The organism is Necropsobacter massiliensis (assembly GCF_000827595.2).
Taxonomy (GTDB): domain Bacteria; phylum Pseudomonadota; class Gammaproteobacteria; order Enterobacterales; family Pasteurellaceae; genus Necropsobacter; species Necropsobacter massiliensis.
This window is the reverse complement of the sequence record NZ_LN776189.1, coordinates 164,359-187,748: the sequence shown is the minus strand read 5'-3', so window position 1 is coordinate 187,748 and position 23,390 is coordinate 164,359. Positions and strand designations below refer to the sequence as shown.

General features: G+C 48.1%; 21 protein-coding genes. 4 read left to right on the top strand and 17 right to left on the bottom strand.

The genetic code is table 11. The annotated features are described in order from the left end of the window. Positions 1 to 143: 143 nt before the first annotated feature. The 5 genes from acrB to priA form a co-directional block, all read right to left on the bottom strand. Positions 144 to 3,242: a multidrug efflux RND transporter permease subunit AcrB gene (acrB, locus tag BN3349_RS09565; RefSeq protein WP_040977066.1), complete on the bottom strand. Its 3,099-nt coding sequence runs from the start codon at positions 3,240 to 3,242 to the stop codon at positions 144 to 146. Between the two features lie 22 nt (positions 3,243 to 3,264). Then, entirely contained in the window at positions 3,265 to 4,482 is a 1,218-nt protein-coding gene (acrA, locus tag BN3349_RS09560; RefSeq protein WP_040977065.1) for a multidrug efflux RND transporter periplasmic adaptor subunit AcrA, read from the bottom strand. Between the two features lie 42 nt (positions 4,483 to 4,524). Beyond that, positions 4,525 to 5,091: a TetR/AcrR family transcriptional regulator gene (locus tag BN3349_RS09555; protein ID WP_040977064.1), complete on the bottom strand. Its 567-nt coding sequence runs from the start codon at positions 5,089 to 5,091 to the stop codon at positions 4,525 to 4,527. Between the two features lie 353 nt (positions 5,092 to 5,444). Then, positions 5,445 to 6,242 carry a cell division protein FtsN gene (ftsN, locus tag BN3349_RS09550; RefSeq protein ID WP_040977063.1) on the bottom strand — a complete coding sequence of 266 codons (798 nt, stop codon included), beginning with the start codon at positions 6,240 to 6,242 and terminating at the stop codon, positions 5,445 to 5,447. A 203-nt stretch (positions 6,243 to 6,445) separates the two neighbouring features. Continuing rightward, a complete protein-coding gene (priA, locus tag BN3349_RS09545; RefSeq protein ID WP_040977062.1) occupies positions 6,446 to 8,653 on the bottom strand; it encodes a primosomal protein N' in 2,208 nt (735 codons plus the stop codon). A 182-nt stretch (positions 8,654 to 8,835) separates the two neighbouring features. On the opposite strand from priA, the gene rpmE reads away from it, so the two are divergent. Next, positions 8,836 to 9,048: a 50S ribosomal protein L31 gene (gene rpmE / locus BN3349_RS09540; protein ID WP_032109298.1), complete on the top strand. Its 213-nt coding sequence runs from the start codon at positions 8,836 to 8,838 to the stop codon at positions 9,046 to 9,048. Between the two features lie 90 nt (positions 9,049 to 9,138). Here the strand turns inward: rpmE and BN3349_RS09535 are convergent, their stop codons facing one another. Both BN3349_RS09535 and BN3349_RS09530 read right to left on the bottom strand, forming a co-directional pair. Beyond that, positions 9,139 to 9,981 carry a glycosyltransferase family protein gene (locus BN3349_RS09535; protein ID WP_048736423.1) on the bottom strand — a complete coding sequence of 281 codons (843 nt, stop codon included), beginning with the start codon at positions 9,979 to 9,981 and terminating at the stop codon, positions 9,139 to 9,141. An 11-nt stretch (positions 9,982 to 9,992) separates the two neighbouring features. After that, positions 9,993 to 11,072, bottom strand: a complete 1,080-nt coding sequence (locus tag BN3349_RS09530; protein WP_048758270.1) for a glycosyltransferase family 9 protein — start codon at positions 11,070 to 11,072, stop codon at positions 9,993 to 9,995. A gap of 114 nt (positions 11,073 to 11,186) precedes the next feature. On the opposite strand from BN3349_RS09530, the gene BN3349_RS09525 reads away from it, so the two are divergent. From BN3349_RS09525 to BN3349_RS09515, 3 genes are read left to right on the top strand one after another with little or no spacing between them, the layout of a single operon-like run. Continuing rightward, positions 11,187 to 12,242, top strand: coding sequence for a glycosyltransferase family 9 protein (locus tag BN3349_RS09525; protein ID WP_040977061.1), 1,056 nt, complete (start codon positions 11,187 to 11,189; stop codon positions 12,240 to 12,242). 9 nt (positions 12,243 to 12,251) lie between these two features. Then, positions 12,252 to 13,118 carry a hypothetical protein gene (locus BN3349_RS09520; RefSeq protein ID WP_040977060.1) on the top strand — a complete coding sequence of 289 codons (867 nt, stop codon included), beginning with the start codon at positions 12,252 to 12,254 and terminating at the stop codon, positions 13,116 to 13,118. A gap of 39 nt (positions 13,119 to 13,157) precedes the next feature. After that, on the top strand, positions 13,158 to 13,877 hold the full coding sequence (locus BN3349_RS09515; protein ID WP_040977059.1) for a DUF554 domain-containing protein: 720 nt from the start codon (positions 13,158 to 13,160) through the stop codon (positions 13,875 to 13,877). A 39-nt stretch (positions 13,878 to 13,916) separates the two neighbouring features. Here the strand turns inward: BN3349_RS09515 and paeA are convergent, their stop codons facing one another. The 10 genes from paeA to rdgB all read right to left on the bottom strand — a co-directional run bounded on the left by paeA (position 13,917) and on the right by rdgB (position 23,289). Then, the gene (paeA, locus tag BN3349_RS09510; RefSeq protein WP_040977057.1) at positions 13,917 to 15,206 is read right to left on the bottom strand and encodes a polyamine export protein PaeA; all 1,290 of its coding nucleotides are present in this window, start codon (positions 15,204 to 15,206) and stop codon (positions 13,917 to 13,919) included. 98 nt (positions 15,207 to 15,304) lie between these two features. Further along, positions 15,305 to 15,832 carry a DUF1523 family protein gene (locus tag BN3349_RS09505; RefSeq protein ID WP_040977056.1) on the bottom strand — a complete coding sequence of 176 codons (528 nt, stop codon included), beginning with the start codon at positions 15,830 to 15,832 and terminating at the stop codon, positions 15,305 to 15,307. 36 nt (positions 15,833 to 15,868) lie between these two features. Next, a complete protein-coding gene (locus BN3349_RS09500) occupies positions 15,869 to 16,651 on the bottom strand; it encodes a TatD family hydrolase (protein ID WP_040977054.1) in 783 nt (260 codons plus the stop codon). A 71-nt stretch (positions 16,652 to 16,722) separates the two neighbouring features. Then, positions 16,723 to 17,706, bottom strand: coding sequence for a DNA polymerase III subunit delta' (locus tag BN3349_RS09495; RefSeq protein WP_040977053.1), 984 nt, complete (start codon positions 17,704 to 17,706; stop codon positions 16,723 to 16,725). A gap of 1 nt (position 17,707) precedes the next feature. Further along, positions 17,708 to 18,340, bottom strand: coding sequence for a dTMP kinase (gene tmk, locus BN3349_RS09490; RefSeq protein WP_040977051.1), 633 nt, complete (start codon positions 18,338 to 18,340; stop codon positions 17,708 to 17,710). Positions 18,341 to 18,351: 11 nt separating this feature from the next. Then, positions 18,352 to 19,392 carry an endolytic transglycosylase MltG gene (mltG, locus tag BN3349_RS09485; protein WP_040977050.1) on the bottom strand — a complete coding sequence of 347 codons (1,041 nt, stop codon included), beginning with the start codon at positions 19,390 to 19,392 and terminating at the stop codon, positions 18,352 to 18,354. 133 nt (positions 19,393 to 19,525) lie between these two features. Beyond that, complete coding sequence (gene serA / locus BN3349_RS09480; RefSeq protein WP_040977048.1) at positions 19,526 to 20,758, bottom strand: phosphoglycerate dehydrogenase; 1,233 nt, start codon at positions 20,756 to 20,758, stop codon at positions 19,526 to 19,528. 25 nt (positions 20,759 to 20,783) lie between these two features. After that, entirely contained in the window at positions 20,784 to 21,443 is a 660-nt protein-coding gene (gene rpiA, locus BN3349_RS09475) for a ribose-5-phosphate isomerase RpiA (RefSeq protein ID WP_040977047.1), read from the bottom strand. Between the two features lie 101 nt (positions 21,444 to 21,544). After that, on the bottom strand, positions 21,545 to 22,693 hold the full coding sequence (gene hemW, locus BN3349_RS09470) for a radical SAM family heme chaperone HemW (RefSeq protein WP_040977046.1): 1,149 nt from the start codon (positions 22,691 to 22,693) through the stop codon (positions 21,545 to 21,547). Then, the gene (rdgB, locus tag BN3349_RS09465; RefSeq protein WP_040977044.1) at positions 22,693 to 23,289 is read right to left on the bottom strand and encodes an RdgB/HAM1 family non-canonical purine NTP pyrophosphatase; all 597 of its coding nucleotides are present in this window, start codon (positions 23,287 to 23,289) and stop codon (positions 22,693 to 22,695) included. The genes hemW and rdgB overlap by 1 nt, the downstream gene beginning before the upstream one ends. Positions 23,290 to 23,390 lie beyond the last annotated feature (101 nt).

Here is a 23,390-nt window from a genome sequence, read left to right as displayed (position 1 = left end):
CAATCGCTGTGCAATAAGAATTTGTGCCCGCGCGACAGATTTCCGCCGTTGGCCCATTCTCAAAGTGCGGTGCTTTTTTACACAGTTTTCGGCAAAAAAGAAGGCCGTAACAACAGCCTTCTGTAACCGAATTAAGCGCTTGATTAATCGCGCGTATCGCTTTCAATCGGTTTAATGGTTTCGTCGAACACCGGTAACGGTTTATGTTCACTTGCGATATAAGTATAAATCACCGGCAATACGAACAGCGTGAATAATGTTCCGATCGCAAGACCGGCGACAATCACGATACCGATACTGAAACGGGACACCGCGCCAGCACCAGAAGCGTATAATAACGGTATCAGACCGGCGATCATCGCTGCTGTCGTCATCAAAATCGGACGCAACCGCACTTTTGCCGCATGGGTAATCGCATCGATTCGGTTTTTGCCGTGATTAAGCTGTTCTTCTTTCGCCACTTCACACATTAAAATACCGTGTTTGGTGATAAGTCCGACCAGCGTAATCAAGCCGACTTCCGAATAAATATTAAGCGTCGTTCCTGCTACGCCGAAGAAGCCGAAGAAATTCAGCGCCAACAGCGCGCCACTGACCGCCAACGGCACGGAAATCATAATTACCAGCGGATCGCGGATAGATTCGAACTGAATGGCCAGTACCAAGAAAATAATCACCACCGCCAAAGCGAACGTTACTGTCAACGAGTTGCCTTCCTGTACTAATTGACGGGCCTCACTCTTGAAGTCATAGTTATAACCTTGCGGCAGTTCAGTCGCCGCGGTATCTTTCAGCCACTGTACCGCATCACCGATACTGCTGGACGGCGACGGCACCGCCTGAATAATCGCGGAGTTCAGCTGATTGAAACGTGGTAATGAACTTGGCTGCGACTCCAGCTTAACATGTAACAGGCTGCTCAACGGCACGGACTGCCCATTGCTGGCTTCGACAAAGTAATTGTCCATACTTTCCGGTGACAGACGGTCTTTACGTTTTACCTGCGAAATCACTTTATAAGCACGACCGTCAATATCCACGCGGGTAATGGTCGCCGCAGACAAATAACTTCCCAGCGTATTACTGATCTGGCTCATGGAAATACCATAAGAACCGGCTTTTTCTTTATCCACAGTAATTTTCATCTGCGCCGTGTCAAATTTCAGATCCAGCGAGGTATAAATAAACTGCCCGGATTTCTGCATCGCCTGTAAGAAGTTACCGGCAACATTGGCTAAATTGCTATAATCGTTCGCCGTACTGATCACAAAACCAATCGGCGGTCCTTGTTCACCGGTATTAATTTCCGGAAACGGGAAACCGCTGACTGAAATTTCAGGAATTGCCTTCGCCTGACTGTTCAGATCCGCCAACACTTCACTTTGTTTACGTTTACGTTCGTTCCAGTCTTTCAATGAGATCACATTTAAAGATTGATTGCTGCTCGGCGCACCGGAAATCACCATGGAGAACTGCACTTCTTCGGTATTGCGCAGAATTTTTTCATATTCTTTCATGGCGCCCTGTACATAATCGATATTGACATTCGATGGTGCCGTGCCTACCGCAATAAACGCCCCTTTATCTTCTGCCGGAGTTAATTCACTGGACAGCGAATTAAACAACATCGGCAAGGTGGTGAAAATAATCGCCGCGAACGCCAACATACAGCGGCGACTTGCCATCACCAAACCGAGCGCATAAGCATAACCGCGATTTAATTTGCCCAGAGTGCGTTCAATTATTTCTTCTAGTTTGGATGGATTGGTATGCGCTTTCAGCAGTTTACTGCTCATCATCGGTGATAGGGTTAACGCTACAATTCCCGAAATAAACACCGCACCTGCCAGCGTCAGTGCAAACTCTTTAAACAATGAACCGGTAATCCCGCCCATCAACGCCATAGGTGAATATACCGCCACCAGCGCAATGGTCATTGAAATCACCGGCACCGCAATTTCGCGGGTACCGATAATTGCCGCTCGGAACGGTGTCTCGCCCAGCTTAATATGGCGATCCACATTCTCCAGTACCACAATCGCGTCGTCCACCACCAGCCCGATTGCTAAAATCAGCGCCAGTAAAGTCATCAGATTGATTGAAAAGTCAAACGTTTGCAGCATCATAATTACCCCGATTAAAGAAATCGGAATAGTAATGATCGGAATCAAAATTGCCCGGAACGAACCAATAAACAGCGTAATCACCACCAGCACGATCACGGTGGCTTCCAAAATGGTATGAACCACCTCATTGATTGAGCTGTTAATCGCAATGGTCGTATCGTACAGAATATCGGTTTCCATACTGTCCGGTAAACTTTTCTTGATATTCTCATATAACGGACGAATATTCTCCGCCACGGTCAGCGGGTTGGCGGTCGACGTCGGGTCAATCGCCAATACGACGGAGTCGGAACCATTCGCCACCGCACGGCTGTCGTCGCTTTCTTTATTGAGTTCGACATCGGCAATATCGCGTAAACGCACCAACTTATCGCCGTCGGAATATACGATCAGATTTTGTAGCTGCTCAATGGTGGTTGTCGTGGTTTCGACCTTATTTTTATAGACCGTGAAATAACCGTTATCATTACCGGCTGCGGTCTGGATATTATTGGCGGACAACGCCGATGCCACTTCCGTCGCCGATAAATTCTGCGACGCCATTTTCTGCGGATCTAACCAAATCCGCATCGCATACTGTGACGCCCCGTAAATGGTGACTTTCGCCACGCCTTCAACCGTAAAGAACTGCGGCTTAATCACACGTTCAATATAATCGGTAACTTGACTGGCATCCAGCTTTTTGGAGCGAAAACTGATGTACATAATCCCCGAACCACCGGTTGACGAAGTAATCGTCGGATCATCAATACCACTCGGCAGTTCCGAACGTACTGAGTTCACCTTTGCCAGAATATCTGCCAAAGCGGCGTTCGGATCCGTATTGAGCTTCATTTTTACCGTAATGGAAGAGGCGCTCGGGCTGCTGGAAGAAGACATATAGTCAATATTATCCGCCTGTGCAATCGCCTCTTCCAGTTTTGAAGTCACGAAAGCCTGAATCAGGCTGGCATCAGCACCAGCATAAGTGGTGCTGACACTGATAACCGTCGTCGTCATTTTAGGATATTCACGCACCGTCAGCTTCGCAATCGCCTGCAATCCAAGAATAATGATTAACAGACTGATTGAAATCGCTAATACCGGACGACGAATAAATATATCTGTAAATTTCATTCGTTTGTATTCCTAAGCTTAATTAAAGATTGGTTTTCTGTACCGGTTCAGAGGTACCTACGCCCTCTTTATCCGCAACAATCACTAAACTGCCGTTGCTAAGGTTCTGCTGCCCACCGGTCACCAGCTGATCACCGACTTTCACTTCATCACCGCTTAACTGCGCATAAATGCCCTGACGATCTTTGGTGAACACTGTAATCTGCTTAGCGCGGTACACTTTATCAATATTGTCTTTATGCGGGAAATTGTCGTTATCCATCAGCTTGCTTTTATCTTCTTCGGAAAGCGGCACCAATAAATAGGCGATTTCACCGTACATGTTGTAGCTCACCGCCACCTGCGGCACCACGATTTGATTGCTCTCAGTTGGCAAAGCAATACGCAAACGGGTAAACATACCAGACAGCAGTTTGCGTCCGTCTTCGGGTTCAAAGGTCGCCTGTAAATCGATTAAGCCGGTGGAAGAGCTGATTGCAGGTTCAATCGCGGTCACTTTCGCGCCGAAGGTTTCCCCTAAACGCGCATCAGCAGTGGCAGTCACTTTCTGTCCTACATGCAGATGCTCAAGTAAATTTTGCGCCACGGAGAAATCAATTTTCATTGAGCTGGTATCTTCCACCCGCACAATTTCGGTACCGGTGGTGACATATTGTCCGACATTGACTTTAACGATCCCGGCAACACCGTCAAATGGCGCCACAATCTGACGGCGCTCAATAGTCGCTTTCAACGAATTGATATTGGCGACCAACGAATCGTAAGTCGCTTTAGCGTCGTCTAAATCCTGTTGCGAAATGCTTTGGCTTTTAAACAACGACAAATAGCGCTGATAGGTTTGCTTGGCGGACGGTAATTTCGCAACCGACGCTTGCAAGGTCGCCTGCTCCACCGAACTGTCCAGTTCCACCAGTAACTCGCCTTTTTTTACACTTTGACCGGATTGAACCAAGACTTTTGAGACCGCACCTGCAACCTGTGCACTAAGCATCGCGCCCTGATTCGGTCGCACCAGACCGGTAGTTTCAATCACCGGCGTCCACTGTTTGGACTCCACCTTGATTGCCGTAACCGGGTTCGCGGTTTCAGGCATGCTTGACAGATATTTCCCGACAGCAATGCCTTTAATAATATTGGCACCGATCATCGCGACAAATACCAACACCAGCACAGCTAATATCACTTTCATGGTAAAAGCATGAGAGCGTTTTGGTCTCGTATTTTGAGCTTGATTACTCATAAAAAAACTCCGTAAAAAAGATAGAGATAAAACAAATACAAATTATTTCTGAATTGCGCGCCATGTTCTTTCGATCACAGCTTCCAGCATTTCATCGGATAACTCTTGTTTAAAAAAGATCCGATCAAAGGCTAAATTGATTGCACTGCCCAACCCCAGTGAAAACAAAATCTGACTCGGCAACTCTGCCAACACCGCCTCCTTAATTCCTTTCTGGCAAAAATGGCTCCAATGGCTCTGGTGTTCCAGTTCGGTGCAAATCTCGTAAAAATGGGGCAAAGACTGATACTGGCTCATATTCAGCACGGTTTTCGGATTGTTTTGCAAAAAGCGCCAAATATTCCACCACATCTGTCGGTATTGTTCAAAATAAGAGCGGGTTTCATCATGGTGCCGTTCTAATTCGGCGGAAAAAAGCGAAAAAAGCCGACGGGCAAACTGCTCCAGCAGCTCATCCTTACTTTTAAAATAAATATAAATGGTACCGGGAGAAATCTTCGCTTCTTTTGCGATCTTGTGCATTGAAAGGTTGTGCAATCCCTTTTCCGCCATTAAACGCTCCGTCGCGGCAAAAATCTGCTCGGCCATGTCTGTTTCTAATTGACGCATAATAATTAAAATAAGTTATGAAATTAAAGAAAAAGTCGCATACAGTAAGTCAGGAGGTTTATTTACAAATAAGCGTCCGAACGAGGGGACTGAATGAACGTTCGTTCATTTTAATGATTTTTTTCGGTTTAGCAAGCAATAAATCCGACAATCGCCGTATTATAGGGCGGTTACACAAAACGTCTGCGGGTAAATGCGTGGCACATTCGCAACGGTGCATTTGCGATAAGATGCCGAAAACTCAACAAAAAATGACCGCACTTTGCACCGCAATCTAGCCGTTACCACGCGATAAAACAAAAGAGCCGTAAATAACGACTCTTTTGCATTCATTTCAATCGCTTTTAATCGCGTTACATGCCGATCACCACACAACCGGCAATAGATTTCGCTTGTTCCAATGCGCGATTGGCAGCTATTCGGTCGCCAACCGGGCCGACCACAACCCGATTCCAGTCGGCACTGGCGTTAACCCGCGCATTAAACCCTGCCATTGCCAGACGTGCCTGCATATTTTCAGCCTGCTGCCGATTTTTAAAGGCGCCGCACTGCAACCCGAATTTTTTCTCTGTTGTTGCGCTACTTTGTGCCGTCTGTGTAGTTTCTGCTTTCTTCGGCTGTTCACGCGCCACTTCCTCCGCTGGCTTTTTCGTCTCCGCTTTTTTGACTTCGGCGACAGGTGCCGGTTTCGCTTCCTGCACAGGTTTGTCTTCGGCGCTTTGAAGGGCTGCTTTCAAGCCGTCTTCCTCAGCTTTTTTACGTTCTTCCGCCTGCTTCCGGCGCGCATTTTCCGCCGCTTGCTGTTCCTGTTCCATAGCCAATAGCACTTTTTTCTGTTCTTCCGTCAAACGCATATTTTTTTCCAGCGACTGCGGATTATCATCCACTGGCACAGTGCGAGTTTCCAACGCTTTAATATAGCTCCACACCTCTTCCGGTGGCGTCGGCAACATGCTTTTCGGCATTTTCTTCTCGCTCGATTCCAGTGCCGGCGTCATATCGGCAGATTTTTCTTTCAATAAATATAATCCACCGACAAAAACAACCGGTACAATCAATGCGATGAGCAACAGCAATGATCTACTGGTTCTTTTTGTCTGTTTCTTTTTCTTCTTTGAGCCGCTGCGAGCGACATAGTCACGTTGAGCCACAATAAAACCTGTTCCGTTCCAAAGTTATATTTCAATACAGTGCGACAATAAAAGGCGGCGCAATGTTTGAAAAACCTCACGCCGCCCGCACTCCCATTGAGTTTCCAAAAAGCAATCGCTAAGCGGCAAGAGAATGTCGATAACGGCGTGAATAAATAAAAAATCACGGCAATTCTACTGAAAAAGCGCATTTTTTTCCAGCGCTAAGTTAAATCCAGCGGATCCACGTCCAAAATCCACCGCACTTGTCCTGCCTTCAGTGCTTCCTGTTGTTGAAAGCTGGTCAGAATTCGCTGCAATGCCGCGCGGGAATCATGCTGTAGCAACAGCTGCCAGCGATAATAGCCGGCTTTTTTACTGAACGGCGCCGGCATCGGGCCTAAAATCTGCAAGTTATGAAGATGTTCGCAGTCTGCCAGTTTCCGCAAATGATCGGCAATCTGCGCTAACAGGAGTTCGACCTCTTCATTGTGTCGACCGTGCGCTTTAAACAACGCCTGTGCGCTAAAAGGCGGTAAATCCATAGTGCGCCGAAAATTCAACGCCTGTGCGGCAAAAGCGCCGTACCCCTCGGTCAGCAAACAGCGCAGCAACGGATGATCAGGATAATGGGTCTGCAATACCACTTCGCCACGCTTTTCAGCGCGCCCTGCGCGCCCCGACACTTGCATATACAACTGCGCCAGACGTTCTTCCGCGCGAAAATCCGGCGAAAACAGTGCGCCGTCCACATTTAATAACGCCACCAGCGTCACATCGGGAAAATGATGACCTTTCGCCAGCATTTGTGTTCCGATCAAAATCCGGCTTTTACCTTGCTGAATATCCTGCAAATGGCTTTCCAATTTGCCTTTACGCGCCGTACTGTCGCGATCGATCCGGGTAATGTGATACTGCGGAAATCGCTGATGCAAGATCTCCTCCAACTGTTCCGTGCCTTGCCCCGTGGTCATCAAATGGGTCGAACCGCACTCGGCGCATTGCATCGGTACCGGCGCCTGCGTCGCACAATGATGACAACGCAACACCCGCGCATGACGGTGATAAGTATAAGGTTTATCGCAATGCCGGCATTGCGCCACCCAGCCGCATTCATGGCAAAACAAAACCGGGGCAAACCCGCGCCGATTTAAAAACAACAGCACCTGATTACCTTGCCGTAAATGCTCGTCCATCTTTGCCAGCAACGCATCGGACAAGCCATGTCGCACCCGCTGCTGTTTTAAATCAATCACAAAATGACGCAATGCGCCGCCGCTACCGGCACGTTTGGACAATAAAATATGGCGATATTTGCCGCTTTGCACGTTATTCAGACTTTCCAGACTCGGCGTGGCAGACCCGAGTACAATGGGAATATTCTGCTGCTTGGCATAAACCACCGCCAAATCCCGTGCATGATAACGCCAGCCGTCCTGCTGTTTAAATGAGAGATCATGTTCTTCATCGATCACAATCAGCCCCAAATCCTGAAACTGAGTAAATAACGCAGAACGCGTGCCGATTACCACCGCACTTTGCCCGCTGCGCGCCCGCTGCCAAACCTGTAAACGCTGGGTATCATTCAAATTAGAATGCAACACGTCGATTTCCGCATTAAAACGCGCTTGAAAACGCCGCACGGTTTGCGGGGTCAGTCCAATTTCCGGCACCAGCACCAGCACCTGACGCCCCTTTTTCAGCACATCCTCAATAAATTGCAGGTAAATTTCCGTTTTGCCGGAACCGGTAATGCCGTCGAGCAGCCAAGCGGCAAAGCCTTGATGAAAAATCAGCTGCGTTAATGCCAGCGCCTGCTCTTTATTCAGCGTCAGCCGATCCTGCTGGTCGGCTATCGGCTTATCGCCTAAGGCCTGCCGCCAACTCAACGGTCGTGGTGTGATTTCAGATTCTTCAATATAGGCTTTTTCCCGCAGCATCGACCAAACGGCGGCGCTAAATGGATTATTGCCTTTTTCCTGCGGCGATATTGCCAACGCCGTTAAAGCTTGCGCTTGTTTTTTTGCCCGCTTCAGGCTGTTATTTTCCAGCGCCTGACGTCCAAGTGCGGTCAATTTAAATAAAACTTTCGTTTTTTCCACCGCACTTTCGCCCTGCCGCAGTTTAACCGGTAGCGCCTGCAACAATACTTCGCCCAGCGGAGCCTGATAATAGCTCGCCGCCCAATCCAGCAATGCTCGCATCGGTGGGTTAAACACCGATTGCGCATCTAAACAGGCGATGATCGGCTTAAGACGGGCAGACGGCACCGTCGTTTCCACCGGAAAATCCAACACGATGCCGACTCGCCGTTGTCTGCCGAACGGCACCAACACCCGCGAGCCGATTTGCGGCTGCGGCATGTCGTCGGTCAGCATATAGTCGAAAAAACGGAAAAGCGGTACGGCTAAAGCGATGCGGATAAGTCTCATAACTCACTCAAATGATATAAATTGCCGTTATTATAACGAATTTATCCCGCCCCTTGAATATTCCTTTTTTTCGGGTATAATCTGCCTCCTTATTAGCATTGCCGTTATACGGCGTAATATTAACCACACTCGGTGCCGAATTCAGTTTCGGAAAGCGGAGTGGCTTCAGATTGAGGTTTTCTATGAAACAAGGTATTCATCCAGAATATAAAGAAATTACCGTCACTTGTTCTTGCGGTAATGTCATCAAAACACGTTCTACCGTAGGCAAAGACTTAAACTTGGACGTATGTGGCAATTGCCATCCGTTCTATACCGGTAAACAACGCGTGGTTGACACCGGCGGTCGTGTCGAACGCTTTAACAGCCGTTTCAAAATTCCGGCGACAAAATAATTCGAATTCTTATCAGAAACCTCGCTTCGGCGAGGTTTTGTTTTATAGCGTGAAACAGGCGTTTGCCACCGTTTCAGCAGCACATCAAGGCTAAACTTTTCCGGTTATGCGGCATATCGCCCGTTTTAAATATTTTTTCGTCAGTCGACGCCATAAAATGCGGAATACGGATTTGTTTTCTCTGACAGAACCGACTTTATCCACCTCATTAAACATCATGCCCTGCCGGGCAATATAATCTAATCGCTGTTGATGCATGCCGTCGCGCGGATCCAGCGCATAATAAACTGTCGCCACACTCGTTTCGCCGTAAGGCTTGTGTCTTAATTTTTCAAAAATTAAACGATCTTCCCCATCGCCGTTTTCATTTGGCGAATCCGCCCACAAATGTAAAATATCTGCCGTTTTGATTTTATTGACCAGCATGCCGGACGGACGCACAAAACCGCCTTGTGCGGCAAAGAAACCTTTGTCCGGTCCGACACTTTCTAAATAATCGGGACACAAACCCGTACCTTGATTTCCGTTGGCATAAATGCAATATGAAAAAGCCCAACTCTTATCTGCTATCGCCTGCACAATCAGTCGGCAATGCTGCGGCGCTAGCCAGTCATCGTCGTCCAAATACATCACCAAAGGCGAATCGGCCGCAAAAGATAAAACGGTTCTCAGCGCACCGCCAAAAGTGCATTTATGAACGCCGCCATGTCGGACGGAAGTGGAATAGCCGGGCTCAAACCATAACAACGAACAATTTTGCGGCAGTTGCTTCTCCAACGTCCGCCGCAATTCGGCGGATTTCCCCGTTAAGTCTTTATCTACGCCGACCAAAATCTGAATGCGTCCGCTAAAATCCTGTCGGTAAATCGAGGTGACCGCACGCAGTAACGAACGGCGGCAAACTGTCGGCACTACAACAGCAATATCGTGCATAATCTTTTCTCTTAATTGTTGTTTTTGCCGCTTACACGGACGGCAAGTTGCGCATTCAACCACGCACTTGCCTGTTCTGTATCAAAATTTTGCGTGGCATCCGAATCCGCTGCCGCCCCCTGCCCGACGAGCATTTTAATGTTCGCGGTATCGCGCGCATAAGGTTGCCATTTGGCGATATTGGTCGGGAAATTCGCATAAAACGCCAGCAAGGGTTTATCAAATGCGCAGGCGACATGCACCGTGCCACTATCTACCGCCAGTACAATATCGGCAGAATTCACCAACGCCAGATATTGTTCCACCGTGGTTTTCTGCGCTTCTCGAATTTCGGGCAAGGCGCCGAATTGGCTCAGCTGCGCCAAATAGGCTTGATTCTGGGCGCTGTAACCTAATTGAAGATCGATGTTATCCTGCAAGTGCGGTGGAATTTTATGCAGAATCGCAGCACATTCCTGCGCCGGCAGTTGGCGCCGTTTTGAGCTGCCCTGCGGACATAACAGCACACGGATTTTGTCTATTTGCCATTGTTTTTCCGCCAGCTGGCAAACCGCCTCGGACAGCCGTAACTGATAAAACAACGGTGGCTGAGAGGCGAGATAAACGCCCAGCGCGCTGTGTTTCAGATAATCCTTAAAATGTGTATGTGGCGGCAGCGGAGTATAAAAATCATAATTATGAATATTATCTAACGAATAATATTTTTTTGCGGTTTTAACAAAGATCATCACCCGCTCAGGTGCTAGTATCTTGTCTAAAATCAAGCTCTTAGAATTAAAACGGGTGGTGAAATCGAGATAAAGATCCCACTTTTTCCGCTGTTTAACATAAGCTACCGGCGTCATGGTAATCAGTTCATCCACCACGCCACTTGCGGCAAACACCGCCCGATTACGCTCAGTGACAAATACCCCGATTTTTAAATGCGGATAACAGGCTTTTAACTGGCGTAAATGCAACCCGTGCGCAACCGCATCGCCAATGGCATCGCCGACAGGATTCAGCAAGACAGAATCAAGCTGTCCCAGATCGGTTTTTTTAGTCGGTCGGCGAGAACCGAACACGTTAGCAATAACTCGTTTTATCAACATATAACCCCATAACAAAAACAACCGGGCAAGCACCGCCCGAGTGGTTCAAATAGATATAATTCGTTATAATAGCCAGCACGTCGCGATTTGATACACTATGCCGAGCCTGAATTTATGAATATAAAAAATACCCTGAGAAAAATCCGTCTTCGTTTGGGTAAACGGTTAATCGACACTCGAAAAGAGAATTATTATCACATACCGGCAACTATAAAGAAAATCCTTTTTCTGCGTCAAGATGGAAAAATCGGCGATTATATTGTCAGCTCTTTTGTTTTCCGTGAAATAAAAAGACAGCGTCCCGATATAATTATCGGCGTCGTCTGTCGCGCAAACAATGCCTATTTATTTAACGCCAATCCTTATATTGATCAGCTTTATTTGATCAAAAAACGCAGTATTGCGGATTTAATAAAGTGCGGTCTGAATTTAAGAAAATTACAGTTTGACGCCTTAATTGATCCTACCATGCTACTGCGCAACCGCGATTTACTGTTTATTCGTTTAATTAATGCACGCATCAATTTAGGCTATCTGAAATCCGATTACGGTATCTTCAATTTGAATATTACCGAGCCGACGCTGCATTTTGCCGATATTTATAAAGCGGCATTGGAAGCACTTGGATTTAATCATATTAATACGCAATACGATGTGCCTTTTGATAGACAAGCAAATCTTGATATAGTTTCCTTTCTTGAACACAACGGATTGTCTGGCTTTATTAGCGTGAATTTTTTCGGGCACGGTTCCGCACGTCGCTTTAACCAACGGAATATTGCCGCCGTATTAGAATATTTATTGAAAAATACGACCTTACCGATTGTATTATTAACGTATCCCGCTGTGACTGCGCAATTAAAACAAATTATGCAATCTGTTAGCGCATTATCGAGCGTGCCACAAAAACTATTTATTAACGAAAATACCAAGACCATATTTCATAATATTGAACTGATTCGTTATTCCGCTTTATTAATTTCACCGGATACGGCGACAGTTCATATTGCGGCGGGGTTAAACAAACCGATGATTGCGTTTTACAGTCAGGATCAGGACAATTTTATTCACTGGCACCCGAACAATCACAATACGACGCATATTTTGCGTTATAAAGAAAACGTCAATGAAATTCAGCCCGCACAACTCTTACCCGAATGGCTCAAATAAGGAGAAATAATGCAACTTGTTTTACTCACCTTCGGCGAGCGCTTGGAAAATCATTATCAGGCGGTATTTTCCGTGCTGACTTATTTAAAAGATCCGCTCATCAAACGGGTATTGATAATTACGGATCGTCCGCAATATTATGCCTGGCTGCGCGAGCGGGCGGAGGTGATGGAAATCAGTACGCAAACATTGCGCGAATGGCAGGGTGCGCAAAATTTTTTCTGGCGGATAAAAATCAAGGCGCTGGAATTGGCGCAGCAACATTATCCCGCAGAACATTTGTTGTATGTAGACAGTGATACCTTTCTGGCAGGCAATCTGTCCGCGGCGGAAAGCCGATTGGCACAAGGCACCGCGCTAATGCACAAAGCGGAATGCACGCTGGATGCCGGTTGCGACAAAACCTTGCGCAAAATGCACCGCACTTTAGCCGCCAACACTTTTGCCGGTATTCCGATTACGGATAAAACACAAATGTGGAACGCCGGTGTCATCGGCTTGCCGGCGCAACAGGCGCAGGCAATGATTCGCCTTGCATTACACGCCTGTGACGAAATGTGCGCCACCACCTGCCCGCGCCGTCTGGTTGAGCAATTTGCCTTTTCCGTCGCGTTAAACCATGTGGGCGGACTGAGCGCGTGTGATAATGTGATCGGGCATTATTGGGGCAATAAAACGGAATGGAATCGTCTTATCGCCGAGTTTTTCATTAAAACGCAGTTGCAAAATTTAAGTCTGACGCAAGCCGTCGAATCGCTGCGCACTTTCGATTGGCAACAAATTCCGTTATCTAAAAAGCAACGCAACACTAACGCACAATTAAAACGCGTAATCGATAAGTTGTTTAAGCCGAAAAATATCCATTATTTTTCTTAATTTATCTTTATCACTCTCATTGACTGACAGGAAAGCAATATGATTATCGGACCTTATATCAACGGCGCCGCTATTATTCTCGGCGCCTGCATCGGTGCAGCGCTGGGCGGACGCATACCGGCGCAGCTGCGCCAGAACCTGACCTTAATTTTCGGGCTGAGTTCCATGGGCATGGGGATAACAATGGTCGCCAAAGTCAACACCATGCCAGCAATGATTCTCGCCGTGCTGCTCGGCACCATTATCGGCGAAATCATTTTTCTGGAAAACGGCATCAATAAATTCGCCGCTGGGGCGAAAAATTTGATTGAGAAAATAGTGCCGAATAAACCGAGGGCGATGTCGTCGCAAGAAGAATTTCTGAGTAAATTCGTGGCAATTATGATTCTGTTTTCATTCAGCGGCACCGGCATTTTTGGCGCTATGAACGAAGGCATGAGCGGTGATGCCAGTATTCTGATCGTTAAAGCCTCACTGGATTTTTTCACTGCCATCATCTTTGCCACAACGCTGGGCATTTCCGTCGCCACTATTTTTGTGCCGCAAACCTTGTTACAGCTGATACTGGCTTACTGTGCGGTTTTTATTATTCCTTGGGTGACGCCCGAATTGCGCGCCGATTTCGGCGCCGTAGGTGGCATGCTGATGATAGCGGCGGGTTTTCGGATCTGCGGTATTACGATGTTCCGTGTCGCTAATATGCTGCCGGCGTTGTTGCTCGTGATGCCAATTTCTGCATGCTGGAGTTCGTTTTTCTGATCGTTATCAAAACGCAAGGGCGGAAACCGCCCTCAACGGTTATACATCCACCCGCAGCGACACCAGCAGCTGATCGATTTTAAAATTCTCGGTATCAATAATTTCAAATTTATATTTGTCATACAGCACAAAATCTGTTTTTTTCGGGATTTTACGCAGCATATACATCATAAAACCGCCTACGGTTTCATAATTTTCCTCGCCGGGAAAGGATTCAATATTCAGCGCACGCATCACATCTTCCAGCGGCGTCGCACCGTCAATCAACCAAGAGGTTTCATCTCGGCGAACAATTTGTTCTTCCTCGCTGGAAACCAGCTCGCCCATGACGATGCTCATCACATCTTTCAGCGTCACGATGCCCACTACCAAAGCATATTCGTTTACGATAACCGCAAAATCCTCGCCTGCCGATTTAAACAGTTCCAACACCTCAAACAACGACAACGTATCCGGAATAAACAGCGGCTTACGCAATACGCGCTGATCCGTCAACGCCACTTTTTGTTCCTGCAAATAGAGGGTCAGCAGCGAATGCGATTCCACATAACCTAAAATTTTGTCTAAGCCGTTATCACAAATCAACAGTTTGGAATGGGGATTGTCTTTAATCGTCGCCAGCACTTTCTCGCGGGCAAAAGTGCGGTCTAAAAAAACAATGTTTTCGCGGGTCGTCATCGTTGAGGTGACGGTGCGTTCTTGCATATCAAAAATATTTTCGATCAAATAATGTTCCTGTGCTTTCAGCACGCCCGCCTCGGCGCCAGCATCCACCAACGCCACAATATCCTCGGAAGTCAGATTATCATCCCGTTCAGTGGAAATCTTAAACAGACGAAAAACATTGTTGGCAACGGTATCAAATAGCCAAACCAGCGGCTTTAACACCAGCATACTGAACTTCATTACCCGCACAGTGCGCAATGCCACGGTTTCCGGGCTGGTCATCGCCAACCGTTTCGGGATTAAATCCGCCAGTAAAATAAACGCCACCGTGACCACCACAAAAGACAACCAAGAGGCAACGGATTCTACCGCCTGCAAGGCGGTATAACGGGCTAAAAGCGTTTCTAAAAACGGACTAATCGCGCTTTCGCCGATCATCCCGCCCAGAATCGCCACCATATTCAGACCGATTTGCACCACCGTAATAAAACGCCCCGGCTGCGCTTGCAACTGCAACACCATTTCCGCCCGTTCATCGCCCTCATGCGCCAGACTCTGCAATTTCAGTTTCCGCGCACCGGCAAGCGAAATTTCGGCGGAAGAAATGACCGCACTAATCGCAATTAGCAGAATTAAAATTAAAATCGCTTCAAATAAACCCATAATAGTTACTCTATCCGATTAACGAAAGACGAAACTGGTGCGTAAATCGCACCAGCTTGATCCAATTGAAATCGCGCATATCGCGCGTTGTACTGAAATTATTTTTCGCTGTCAAACCAGCCGCGCACAAATTGTACGGAGAAAAACAGCGTAATCAGCAGGAAGAAATAGAAAATATACGCCAAAATCGGGTGCGAGGCGCCCTCGTCCAAGGTCACTTCCTTAATAGAAGTGGCATTGCGGAACTCATCCAACATGACTATCCGCCAGCCGTAATATTTCACCTGCACCAATTTATGCTCCACCGAAAAACTCTGCGCTTTCGCCTGCAAATCCGCTGAACCGAATTTAAAATAAAACGGAAATCCCCAGCGGGTATCTTCGTTGCGGTAAACCATCACTTTGCTTTCATTCGGCTTCTGAGTATAAATATAATACACATCACGAGTCGGTCCGTCCGCCGGATTGGATTTGGTAATCGGCCCGTCTTTGTCCACCCGTTTCACTTCAACGCCGGTCACACGGGTGATTTCATAATGCGGCATCACATAACTGATCACCGCAAATAAAAATCCATGAAAGGCAAAAATGGCGATAAGGAAAAAATACTTTAACAATTTTCTCATGCGACTTTCCTTCATTTATCAACTATTAGCGCTAATTTATTGTACATTAATTTTAAATAAACGCTCGAAATTTCGTGTGGTAATCTGCGCAAACTGCTCGACGTCCATACCTTTTAGCGCTGCCACATATTCGCACACTTCGCGCACATAGGCAGGTTGATTTTGCTTGCCACGATAAGGCACCGGCGCAAGATACGGGCTGTCAGTTTCCACCAGTAGACGATCCAACGGCACTTGGCGCACCACTTCGCGCAACGCCTGCGCATTCTTAAAGGTAATAATCCCCGATATGGAAATATAAAACCCCATATCCAGTGCCCGTTTCGCCATCTCCCAGCTTTCAGTAAAACAGTGCAAAACACCACCGCACTGTTGCGCCTGATGTTCTTGCAGTAGGGCAAGGGTATCTTCCCGTGCGCAACGCGTATGCACAATCAGCGGTTTATTCAGTTGATTTGCGATTTGAATCTGTTGCGCAAACACCGCCTGCTGTAAGGTTTTATTCTGTTCGCTGTAATAATAATCCAGTCCAGTTTCGCCGATTGCCACCACTTTTTTATCCGCTGCCAAACGCAGCAGCCGCGCAGAATCGAAAGGTTCGTCATCCAGATCGAGCGGATGTACGCCGCACGCCAGCGAAACGTTCGCAAAAGACTGAAGCTGCGCATACATTTGTTCAAACCGGCTTAAGGTTACGCCGACCGCAAGCAGATGTTTCACCTCGCGCTGCTTTGCTTTTTCCACCACATCAGCGATATCGGCATGCAAATTTTCATAATCCAGCGCATCCAAATGACAATGACTATCTACGATAAACACATTGATTCCTTATTTATTATTGACGTTAAATATTATCCGTTGCGGACAAACCGCAGCCGCTGATTTCGGCTTTAGGCTTCAAATACTTCGGTGATTAAACGGGTGAGCCCATCCAGTAGGATCAGTTCCTGATTTACACCGTTAATCCGCAACAAATCGAACCGCACTTGCTGCACAATTTCGTTGGCTTTCAGCAAACCAAGGGCGCTTTGCTGTGCGCTAAACTGTTCAATGCCGCGCACCAGATCGGCATTAATCCAGCCCTGATGTACGCCCAGTTTCGCCTTTAAGCTGTCGGATAAAAACGATGCCAGCCAGTCCAACTGCTGAAAAACCAGTTCTTTATCAAAATGCGCTAATAATTCCAGCGGCGAACGGCGGGTATAAAACAGCCAAAATCGGCGCAAGAAATCTTTACGCTGCGCCAACCATCCTTGCTGCAACGCCGCCAGCGCCGTTAACGGGCGCCCATAATTAATGCGCAGTGCGGTGCAAATATCCTCACTTGGAGCCGAACACTGCGCCTGTAGCCAATGCAGTGCCGTTTCCTCTGCTGGCAGCGGAATCAACCATGTTTGACAACGGCTGTGAATCGTGGCTAACAACGGTGCGGACAGCGCCGCCAGCAACAAAAAATAAGTATTCGGACGCGGTTCTTCCAACGTTTTTAACAGGGCGTTCGCTGCCGCGTCGGTTAACCGTTCCGCCGCAGCGATATACACCACTTTATTGCCCTGTTGCTGAGCATGCTGGGTGATTTTTTCATTGACGTCGCGCACCTGCTCAATACTGATGTCTTTATTATCCAGCGGCGCCAAAGTATAAAAATCCGGGTGATTGCTCGCCGCGAACAAGCGACAGCTGTGACACTGCCCACAACGCTGTAACGCCTGCGGATTCCGACACAGCAGCCAAGCGGCAATATCATTGATCAGACGTTCCGTTCCCAGCCCCGGTTCGGAGCGGAACAGCAGCGCATGATGGCCATGACCTTGCTGAAAAGTGCTGATAATCTCGGCGTAACGTTCGCCAAGCCACGGATAATCTACGGACATATTATTGATTGTGTTCCACAAAATTTCTGACTGCCGCCTGAATATCTGCGCCGACTTGCGCAAGATCCCGCCCGGCATCAATCATCACGACTTTCGGATTTGCCTGCACTAATTCTAAATAACGCGCTCTGGTACGATGAAAAAAATCCAATTGCTGCCGCTCAATTCGATCCAGCTCGCCGCGCCCTTTGGCACGCGCCAGCCCGACGGCAGGGTCAATATCCAGATACAGGGTAAAATCCGGTTCAAAATCCTGCAATACGGTGTGCTTTAAAGTTTGTAATAGCCTTTGATCAATTTGACGACCGCCACCCTGATAAGCCTGCGAAGATAAGTCATGCCGGTCGCCGATCACCCACTTACCCTGCGCCAGAGCTGGTTTAATCACATTTTCTACCAGCTGAATACGGGCAGCATACAGCATCAGCAATTCCGCTTTATCGGTTATCGGTTCCTCACTTTCATACTTAATCAGCTGGCGCAGTTTTTCCGCCAACGGCGTGCCGCCCGGCTCACGGGTAAACACTAAATCCGTTACGCCTTCGGCATGCAAAGTTTGCACTACGGTTTGCAGTGCGGTAGTTTTGCCTGCGCCTTCCAGCCCCTCAACCACAATAAATTTCCCCGATTTCATACATCACCCTGTTATTTCTGTCCCTGCTGAGTACGATACCAGCGCAAATATTCCTGCACCGCGCGATGATGTTCTGTCAACGTGCGACTGAATTTATGCCCGCCGCTACCGTCCGCCACAAAATATAAAAAATCATGTTTTTCCGGCTGCGCTACCGCCATTAAAGCACTTTCACTCGGCATGGCGATCGGCGTCGGCGGCAATCCGTCAATCACATAGGTATTGTAAGGCGTTGCCTGTTCCAAATCCTTACGCCGGATATTGCCCGTATAATGCTCGCCCATGCCGTAAATCACGGTCGGATCCGTCTGTAATTTCATATTATTATTCAAGCGGTTAACAAATACGCCAGCGATTTTGCCACGCTCGGTGGTCAATGCGGTTTCCTTTTCCACAATGGACGCTAAAATCAGCATCTGGTACGGATTTTCCAGCGGCAAGGCGTTATCTCGCTGCGCCCAAGCCTGCGCCAAGCGTTTTTTCATTTGCGCCGCAGCACGTTGCAACAGCTCAAGATCGGAAGAACCGGGGGTATAGTGATAAGTATCGGGATACAGCCAACCTTCGATTTTCGCTGGCGCCGCAAAATCCTGCGGCAGTGCCAGCAGGTGATAAATCTCCGCTTCGTTTTTTCCCTGTAGGGTTTGCGCTAAGTGCGGTGCGTTTTCCAGTTTTTTTCGCCAGCTTTTAAAGGTATCTCCTTCAATAAATTGAACACTGAACTGCGCCTCTTTGCCCGCATTCAGCACCTGTAATAAGTCGGCGACGGTATGCACGCCGTTTAATGAATAAGTTCCCGCTTTGACTTTATTCAGCTGCGGCTGTAGTTTCAGCAACCAAGGCAGCAGACGCGCATCTTGCAGCAAGCCTTGTTGTTCCAACAATGCCGCCAGTTTAGTGCCGGTTACACCGCGTTCAACGGTCAAGAGCTGATCCGAATGTGCCACCTGCACCGGTTGTGCGGCAAAGCCTAACAGCTGTCGATACCCCCACCACGCACTACCGCTGGCAAGCATCAGCAAAATCAAAAGAACAGAAAAACATTTCTTCATACAAACAGTTAACCACCGATAAAAATTATCGGCAAGTGTAACACAGGACAACAAAAAAGTGCGGTCAATTTTTTACTAAAAAATCAACCGCACTTTGCTGAAAAACGGCGGCTAATCAAAACCGCCGAACAGATTAGAACAGCACGCGAGCGCGAATAGTACCGTCAATTGCGCGTAATTGCTGGAGCAATTCACTGCTGTCATCGGTTTCTACGTCAATGACCACATAACCGATTTTCGAATCGGTCTGCAAATATTGTGCCGCCACGTTAATATTGGCATCCACAAATAATTGGTTGATTTTATTCAAAATACCCGGGCGATTTTCATGAATATGCAGCAACCGTTTGGCGGTACGATGCTCCGGTAAAGACACTTCCGGAAAATTCACCGCCGATAAAGTGGAACCATTGTCAGAATATTTGACGAATTTGGTCGCCACCTCAGTACCGATATTTTCCTGTGCTTCCGCCGTGGAACCGCCGATATGTGGGGTCAACAGAACATTGTCAAATTCACGCAACGGCGAAACGAATTCTTCATTAATCGACGCCGGTTCCTGCGGGAATACGTCAATGGCGGCACCGCGAATGCGACCTTCTTTCAACGCCTGCGCCAGCGCATCAATATCCACCACCGTGCCGCGTGCCGCATTGATAAAAATACAATCCTGTTTGAGCTGTGCGATACGCTCCGCGCTCATTAAATTCTTGGTTGAGGCATTTTCCGGCACGTGCAGCGAGATCACATCGCAGCCGGACAACAGCTCTTCCAACGTACTCACCTGCTGCGCATTACCAAGCGGTAATTTGGTTTCCAGATCATAGAAAAAGACGTTCATGCCCAGCGATTCAGCAACGATACTCAGCTGCGAACCGATATGTCCGTAGCCTACGATCCCCAGTTTTTTGCCGCGCACTTCGTGCGAACCAACGGCGGATTTGTTCCATAACCCGCGGTGTACTTCCGCATTCGCCTGCGGGATATTGCGCATCAACAGCAAAATTTCACCCAGCACCAGCTCGGCAACCGAACGGGTATTGGAAAATGGCGCATTAAACACTGGAATACCGCGCGCTTTTGCCGCCTCCAAATCCACCTGATTGGTACCGATACAAAAACAACCGATGGCAATCAGCTTACCGGCATGTTCCAAAATTTCGGCGGTCAGATGCGTGCGCGAGCGCAGCCCGACGAAATGTGCATCTTTAATCGCCTCTTTCAGTTCTTCCGGCGCCAGCGCTTTTTTATGATATTCGATATTGGTGTAACCCGCCGCATGCAATACGTCCAACGCGTTCTGGTGTACGCCTTCCAAAAGTAAAAACTTAATTTTTGATTTATCCAGCGATACTTTTGCTGTCATGTTTGCTCTCCGTAATGATTTATGATTATTCAATGATTTCAGTACCGTCGGGAGTGCCGACAATAATAATATCCGCCGCGCGCAGGGCGAAAATCCCGTTAGTGACCACGCCGGCGACATTATTCAAGGTTTTTTCCATTTCCACCGGGTTCATAATTTTAAAATTATATACGTCTAAAATCACATTACCGTTATCGGTCACAACGCCTTCGCGATATTCCGGCAAACCGCCCAGCGCAACCAATTTGCGCGCTACTTGCGAACGCGCCATCGGAATCACTTCCACCGGCAGGGCGAATGTAGAGCCTAACACATCTACCCGTTTGCTGCTATCCACGATGCAGATGAATTTTTTTGCTAATGCAGCCACAATTTTTTCACGTGTCAGCGCCGCGCCGCCGCCTTTAATCATCATTTTCTGCGGATTCACCTCATCGGCGCCGTCCACATAAATATCCAAACTTGACACATCGTTGGCACTGAACACTTCAATGCCTTGCTTTCTCAATAATTCTTCCGAATGTTTCGACGCCGCCACCGCGCCTTTAATCTGGTTTTTCAGCGTACCGAGCGCTTCAATAAAACAGTTTACCGTCGAACCGCTGCCAACGCCGACAATGGTATCCGCTTTTACATAGGCTAACGCTGCCTGCGCCGCCTGTTTTTTCATGGTTAATTGATCCATATTCTTTCCTTTATGCAGACGGGGAAACTCAATCGCCGCCTGACGTAAACGTTTGCCTGTAACCGCCATACTTTAATGCTATTGGACCGGATACACAAGCCCTATTCCGGTAAAAACAGCGTTAGCAACTCGTTTAAAAACAACTTGCCGTGCTCAGTCACCTGCCAAGTGCGGTCGGTTTCCGTGATATATTGCCGTGCCAGCGCTAAATCGGTTGGTTGTTGCACCGCACTTAACGGCAGCGCGGTAAGTTGTTCAAACGCCGCTTTCGGCACCGGTTCCAGCAGACGGAAACGATTCATAAAAAACTCAAAAGGGCGCTCCGCCGCCGCTACCGCTTTTTCTTCATACAGATAATCACCGCGCAAATAGCCACGCGGGTGTTTGGTTTTGCAAAAGCGGATAATCTCGCCGTCGGCGGCACTCAGCTTGCCGTGCGCGCCGCAACCGAGCGCCAGATAATCACCGAAACGCCAATAATTAAGATTATGCTGGCACTGATAGCCCGCTTTGGCATAGGCGGAAGTTTCATATTGTTGATATCCCGCCTGCGTCAATAAACGATGTCCCTGCTCAAAGATCGACCACAGCTCATCGTCATCAGGCAATGTCGGCGGTCGTGAAGCAAACAGGGTATTGGGTTCAATCGTCAGCTGATACCAAGACAAATGCGGCGGCGCTAATGCAATCGCCTGATGCAGATCTGCAAGCGCCTGTGCCGTGCTCTGTGCCGGCAGCCCGTGCATCAGATCCAGATTAAACGATTTCAGCCCGCAAACTTTGGCAAAACCGACCGCACTTTTAGCTTCGTCGGCATTGTGAATCCGCCCGAGGCTGCGCAATTTTTCATCGTTAAAACTTTGCACGCCCATGGAAATGCGGTTTACCCCGGCCTCGGCATAGCCGATAAAACGCTGGGCTTCCGCCGTACCGGGGTTGGCTTCCAGCGTTATTTCAATTTCCGCTTCAAAAGGAATGCGCTGTCGGATACGGTGTAATAAAAATGCAATCCCCTCGGCGGAAAACAGGCTCGGCGTACCGCCACCGATAAAAATGGAATGCAGCGCCCGATCATTAATGTAATGACGGTATCGCACCAGATCCTGCTCCAAATCCGCCAGCAGGTGATGCAGATAATCCCGCTCGGGAACGGCGCCTTTCTGTGCATGCGAATTAAAATCGCAGTAAGGGCATTTTTGCACGCACCACGGAATATGAATATACAGGCTGAGAGGCGGCGGTATCAGCATTATTTCAAACGCTCTTGCAGCACCGCCAGCGCTCTGGCACGATGAGAAATGCGTTTTTTCTCGGCGCGTTCTAACTCGCCGAAGGTACAGTTTTTGTCCGGATAGAAAAACAGGCTGTCATAGCCAAAACCATTGCTGCCGCGTTCTTCAAAGGTGATGCTACCTACGCATTCTCCCTCGGCGATAATCGGCGACGGATCGGTTTCGTGCATCAACATGACAATACAACTGACAAATTTCGCCTGCCGTTTTTCTGCCGGAATCTGCGCCAAATTTTCCAGCAATTTACGCCGGTTTGCATCATCGGCATTCTCGCCGTCCACTCCGGCATAACGGGCGGAGTATAACCCCGGCTCACCGCCCAGCGCCGCAACCACCAGCCCGCTGTCATCGGCAATTGCTGGCAAACCAGACATCTTCGCTGCATGGCGCGCTTTTAAAATGGCATTTTCGACAAAGGTCAGACCGGTTTCCGGCGGACTTTCAATCGCCAAATCGGACTGCGCCACCACTTCAAAGCCGAAGTCCGCCAGCACATCCGCCATTTCTTTTACTTTGCCCGGATTGCCGGTGGCAAGCACGATTTTCTGTTTCATGTTCACTCCTTGAATGGGTTGGAATCGCGTTTAATTATACGCTGAAAATAACAAAAGCCGAATACCTAACGGTTTCGGCTTGGCAAAATAAGGTTACGGAT

What these genes read in the sequence shown, in the direction of transcription:
- acrB (WP_040977066.1), bottom strand. Translation starts at nt 3,242, where the DNA reads ATGAAATTTACAGATATATTTATTCGTCGTCCGGTATTAGCGATTTCA.
- acrA (WP_040977065.1), bottom strand. Translation starts at nt 4,482, where the DNA reads ATGAGTAATCAAGCTCAAAATACGAGACCAAAACGCTCTCATGCTTTT.
- BN3349_RS09555 (WP_040977064.1), bottom strand. Translation starts at nt 5,091, where the DNA reads ATGCGTCAATTAGAAACAGACATGGCCGAGCAGATTTTTGCCGCGACG.
- priA (WP_040977062.1), bottom strand. Translation starts at nt 8,653, where the DNA reads ATGAGACTTATCCGCATCGCTTTAGCCGTACCGCTTTTCCGTTTTTTC.
- rpmE (WP_032109298.1), top strand. Translation starts at nt 8,836, where the DNA reads ATGAAACAAGGTATTCATCCAGAATATAAAGAAATTACCGTCACTTGT.
- BN3349_RS09535 (WP_048736423.1), bottom strand. Translation starts at nt 9,981, where the DNA reads ATGCACGATATTGCTGTTGTAGTGCCGACAGTTTGCCGCCGTTCGTTA.
- BN3349_RS09530 (WP_048758270.1), bottom strand. Translation starts at nt 11,072, where the DNA reads ATGTTGATAAAACGAGTTATTGCTAACGTGTTCGGTTCTCGCCGACCG.
- BN3349_RS09525 (WP_040977061.1), top strand. Translation starts at nt 11,187, where the DNA reads ATGAATATAAAAAATACCCTGAGAAAAATCCGTCTTCGTTTGGGTAAA.
- BN3349_RS09520 (WP_040977060.1), top strand. Translation starts at nt 12,252, where the DNA reads ATGCAACTTGTTTTACTCACCTTCGGCGAGCGCTTGGAAAATCATTAT.
- BN3349_RS09515 (WP_040977059.1), top strand. Translation starts at nt 13,158, where the DNA reads ATGATTATCGGACCTTATATCAACGGCGCCGCTATTATTCTCGGCGCC.
- paeA (WP_040977057.1), bottom strand. Translation starts at nt 15,206, where the DNA reads ATGGGTTTATTTGAAGCGATTTTAATTTTAATTCTGCTAATTGCGATT.
- BN3349_RS09505 (WP_040977056.1), bottom strand. Translation starts at nt 15,832, where the DNA reads ATGAGAAAATTGTTAAAGTATTTTTTCCTTATCGCCATTTTTGCCTTT.
- BN3349_RS09495 (WP_040977053.1), bottom strand. Translation starts at nt 17,706, where the DNA reads ATGTCCGTAGATTATCCGTGGCTTGGCGAACGTTACGCCGAGATTATC.
- tmk (WP_040977051.1), bottom strand. Translation starts at nt 18,340, where the DNA reads ATGAAATCGGGGAAATTTATTGTGGTTGAGGGGCTGGAAGGCGCAGGC.
- mltG (WP_040977050.1), bottom strand. Translation starts at nt 19,392, where the DNA reads ATGAAGAAATGTTTTTCTGTTCTTTTGATTTTGCTGATGCTTGCCAGC.
- serA (WP_040977048.1), bottom strand. Translation starts at nt 20,758, where the DNA reads ATGACAGCAAAAGTATCGCTGGATAAATCAAAAATTAAGTTTTTACTT.
- rpiA (WP_040977047.1), bottom strand. Translation starts at nt 21,443, where the DNA reads ATGGATCAATTAACCATGAAAAAACAGGCGGCGCAGGCAGCGTTAGCC.
- hemW (WP_040977046.1), bottom strand. Translation starts at nt 22,693, where the DNA reads ATGCTGATACCGCCGCCTCTCAGCCTGTATATTCATATTCCGTGGTGC.
- rdgB (WP_040977044.1), bottom strand. Translation starts at nt 23,289, where the DNA reads ATGAAACAGAAAATCGTGCTTGCCACCGGCAATCCGGGCAAAGTAAAA.